The organism is Paraglaciecola sp., from assembly GCF_030730205.1.
In the GTDB taxonomy this organism is placed as follows: Bacteria; Pseudomonadota; Gammaproteobacteria; order Enterobacterales; family Alteromonadaceae; genus Paraglaciecola.
Genome location: NZ_JANQVQ010000162.1, coordinates 1 through 3,106, shown reverse-complemented (window position 1 = coordinate 3,106; position 3,106 = coordinate 1). Strand labels below are relative to the sequence as shown.

2 protein-coding genes are annotated in these 3,106 nt (G+C 43.2%); both read left to right on the top strand.

The features are described 5' to 3' along the window. Positions 1-290: 290 nt before the first annotated feature. Positions 291-2,396, top strand: a complete 2,106-nt coding sequence (locus NWQ57_RS10970; protein WP_306022191.1) for a TonB-dependent siderophore receptor — start codon at positions 291-293, stop codon at positions 2,394-2,396. A gap of 5 nt (positions 2,397-2,401) precedes the next feature. Continuing rightward, positions 2,402-3,082 carry a sulfite exporter TauE/SafE family protein gene (locus tag NWQ57_RS10965; protein WP_306022190.1) on the top strand — a complete coding sequence of 227 codons (681 nt, stop codon included), beginning with the start codon at positions 2,402-2,404 and terminating at the stop codon, positions 3,080-3,082. Positions 3,083-3,106 lie beyond the last annotated feature (24 nt).

Genomic DNA, 3,106 nt, shown 5'->3' with positions numbered 1-3,106 from the left:
AGGGGCTACATTGCGAAAAGATGATTGATAGTAATTGTTAATGACAACTTTCTAATCTCTTTAAACTATCAAACATTTCAAAAATTACATTTAAATAAAGACTTTAAACTCATTCTTGTATTTGAAAGTCCAAACGTTATTGTTCAATTGATGAGGTCAGTAAAATAAAAATACCCCCTGTCATCACGTCTTGCTCCCGAACATGTGCGACAAAATGTCGCAGCCAAAAAACCTGAAAATCATTTTGTAATATTATAACATTTAGTAAATGCTAATATTTTGGACTCGACATGATACGTTTGACCGAACTCTGCTCAGTGTTACTTCTGGTACAAGGATGTACCCTTTTTAATGTTGCTTATGCCAACACTCGCTTAGATAGCGAAGACACATTTAATCAAAACTCTGAGCGCGACATAGAGCGAATAAACATCACCGCATCCCCCTTTAAAACGCGGGTTAATGATTCAGCGTCTGCAATTGAGGTATTAGCGGGTGATGAAAAGGCGCGCTACCAGTCACTGTCTTTAGGAGCAAGCTTAGAAAAAATGGCAGGTATCAGTAACGTTGCAACCGGTGGTCAATCAGGCAAACCGGTTTTAAGAGGACTTAGCGGTGATCGGATCCGAATTCTTTTAGATGGGGTACCGCAAGATCATCAACAATATGGTGTCAGACATCCACCTAATCTTGATCCGGTTTTAGCTGATAGGGTTGAGGTCGTTAAAGGTCCAATGAGTGTCTTATACGGTGCCGAGGCGATGGGAGGCGTTGTCAATGTCATCAGCAGACCTTTATTGCTTGATTCAGGCTCGGCCGGGATAAACCGAGCAACGCTCTTTTCGCAATACCAGACGAACAACAACCAGCGTGCTGTCTATTTTGATGGCGATGTGAGCTACAACAACTGGGGCGGCTATGTAGGATTAGGGCAAACCGAAGCGGACAACTTCTCGACACCTAAGGTATTAACTTTCCCTGCGAACACTAGCGGCACGGCTCCACTTTTTTCCGGAGAGATCCCTTTTACTGATTTTAAAGCGAAGGATTTAGCATCTGCTATTGGTTTTGCTAATGACACATTTGAAAGCACGTTACGCTATACATTTTGGTCTAATGACCAGAATTATCTACAACAAAATGGTCAACCCACCGGCCAATTTCTGAAAAATCACAACGTGTTATTTGATAGCGCTTATCAATTTAACGATATGTTATTAATAAAATCACGCTTAAGCTGGCAGCAAAACCTGCGGGATGCTGGAACCGGTATTGCCTATCAGGCACTCAATGGTGATAACGTTGACTTGAGCCTTGAGCTTAACCGTTATCAAGGTCGCTTTTCAGTGCAGCACGAAGCAATAGGTGGTTGGCTAGGTGAACTGGGTGTCGATGTAGTAAATAAGCAGCAATATACCCATGTGGGCACACTCATTCCGGATGCTAACAACAAAAGTTATTCCGTTTTTGCCTTTGAACGCCAATCAGCAGGACGGTGGGTAACGGAAATTGGTTTACGCTTCGACCATATCAAGCAGCAGGCAGATTTATCAACGCTAGAAAGCGACTCGCGTCAGTGGAATGCTTTAAGTGGCTCTTTAGGACTCACCTGGCAATTTGCAGATAGTTGGTTAGCGACCACACATCTGGCCCGAGGGTTCCGTGCGCCTTCTGTGTTTGATCTTTATGCTAAGGGCGTTCATGGCGGCGTGGCAGCCTATCAGCAGGGTAACCCCTTGCTTGAGGAGGAATATTCTTTCAACAAAGATATCGGTATTCGTTATTTTACGCAGCGCGTTAATGTTTCATTTATTGTCTTTCATAACGCCATTGATGACTATATCTACCAAGCCAGAACCTCAGAGCTCCATGCACCATCCGGTTTACCTATTCATCGTCTCGAACAAGGTGATGCAAGACTCTGGGGCAGTGAAATAGAAGCAGAATGGCAGTTTACTGATAGCATCAAACTTCAGGCAAACTATACCAAAATCAACAGTAAACTTAGCGATATTGGTACGGAGCTGCCGTTACTTCCTGCAAACAAATTTCATGCAGAGCTGCTGTGGCAGCCAGAGACTTTTCTGATTTTTCAGGCTGCAGAGCTATATCTCAATACGCAATATTACGCAAAAAAACAAAGTGCCGGTGTTTACGAACCTTTTTCACAATACGATAGGTTACCTTTTGGCACTGCATCTACTGAAGCCTATGCACTTTGGAATGTCGGGCTAAAGGGCGAGCTAAATTTACGTTCGTCTCCGCTAATATTGCGACTCTCGGTAACCAATCTTTTTGATAAAGGCCATAGTAACTTTTTAGATACTTATAAAGGCTATGCACTCGGCCAGGGCAGGAGTATTAACCTTAACTTAACACTACCAATTAAAGGTTGAAGAGTATGATGAATGACTTTGCCTTACAATTTGGTAGTGCGTTTCTGATTGGCTTACTGGGTAGCGCGCACTGTATTGGCATGTGCGGCGGGTTGAGCTCTGCGCTATCGATGGGCCTTAATGCCAAAAGTCCTTCAGAAAAAGTCTGGTTTCTTAATCTGTTAAATCTAGGCCGAATTTTCTCATATGTCCTGGCTGGATTCGTCGTGGGGATAGTAGGTTACTTTGCGCAAGATCTTGGCGCTGGAAAGCTCCTTCGCTTCCTCGCAGGTATTATCATGATTTTTATGGGATTGTATATTGCCGGATTATCAAAAATGCTGGTTCATTTAGAAAGGCTGGGCGCTAGAGCATTTTCGTTTATAAAGCCGCTGTCAAAAGCGTTCTATCCAATCAATAGCAGCCCAAAAGCCTTTATGGTGGGTTTTTTTTGGGGTTGGTTACCCTGCGGCTTAGTTTATAGCACCTTGGTTTGGTCGGCAGCACAAGGCTCTCTCATTAGCTCACCACTTTTGATGCTGGCATTTGGCATTGGCACTATGCCAGCACTACTTTTTACTGGCACCATAAGTATCAAATTTCAGAATGCAATAAGAAACTCGAATATCCGATTGCTAAGTGGCCTAGCTGTAATTGTTATGGGGATTTGGACCATTCCAGGCCCACATAAAAGCTGGCTCATGTAGCTAAACTTATGCAAGTTGTCATTT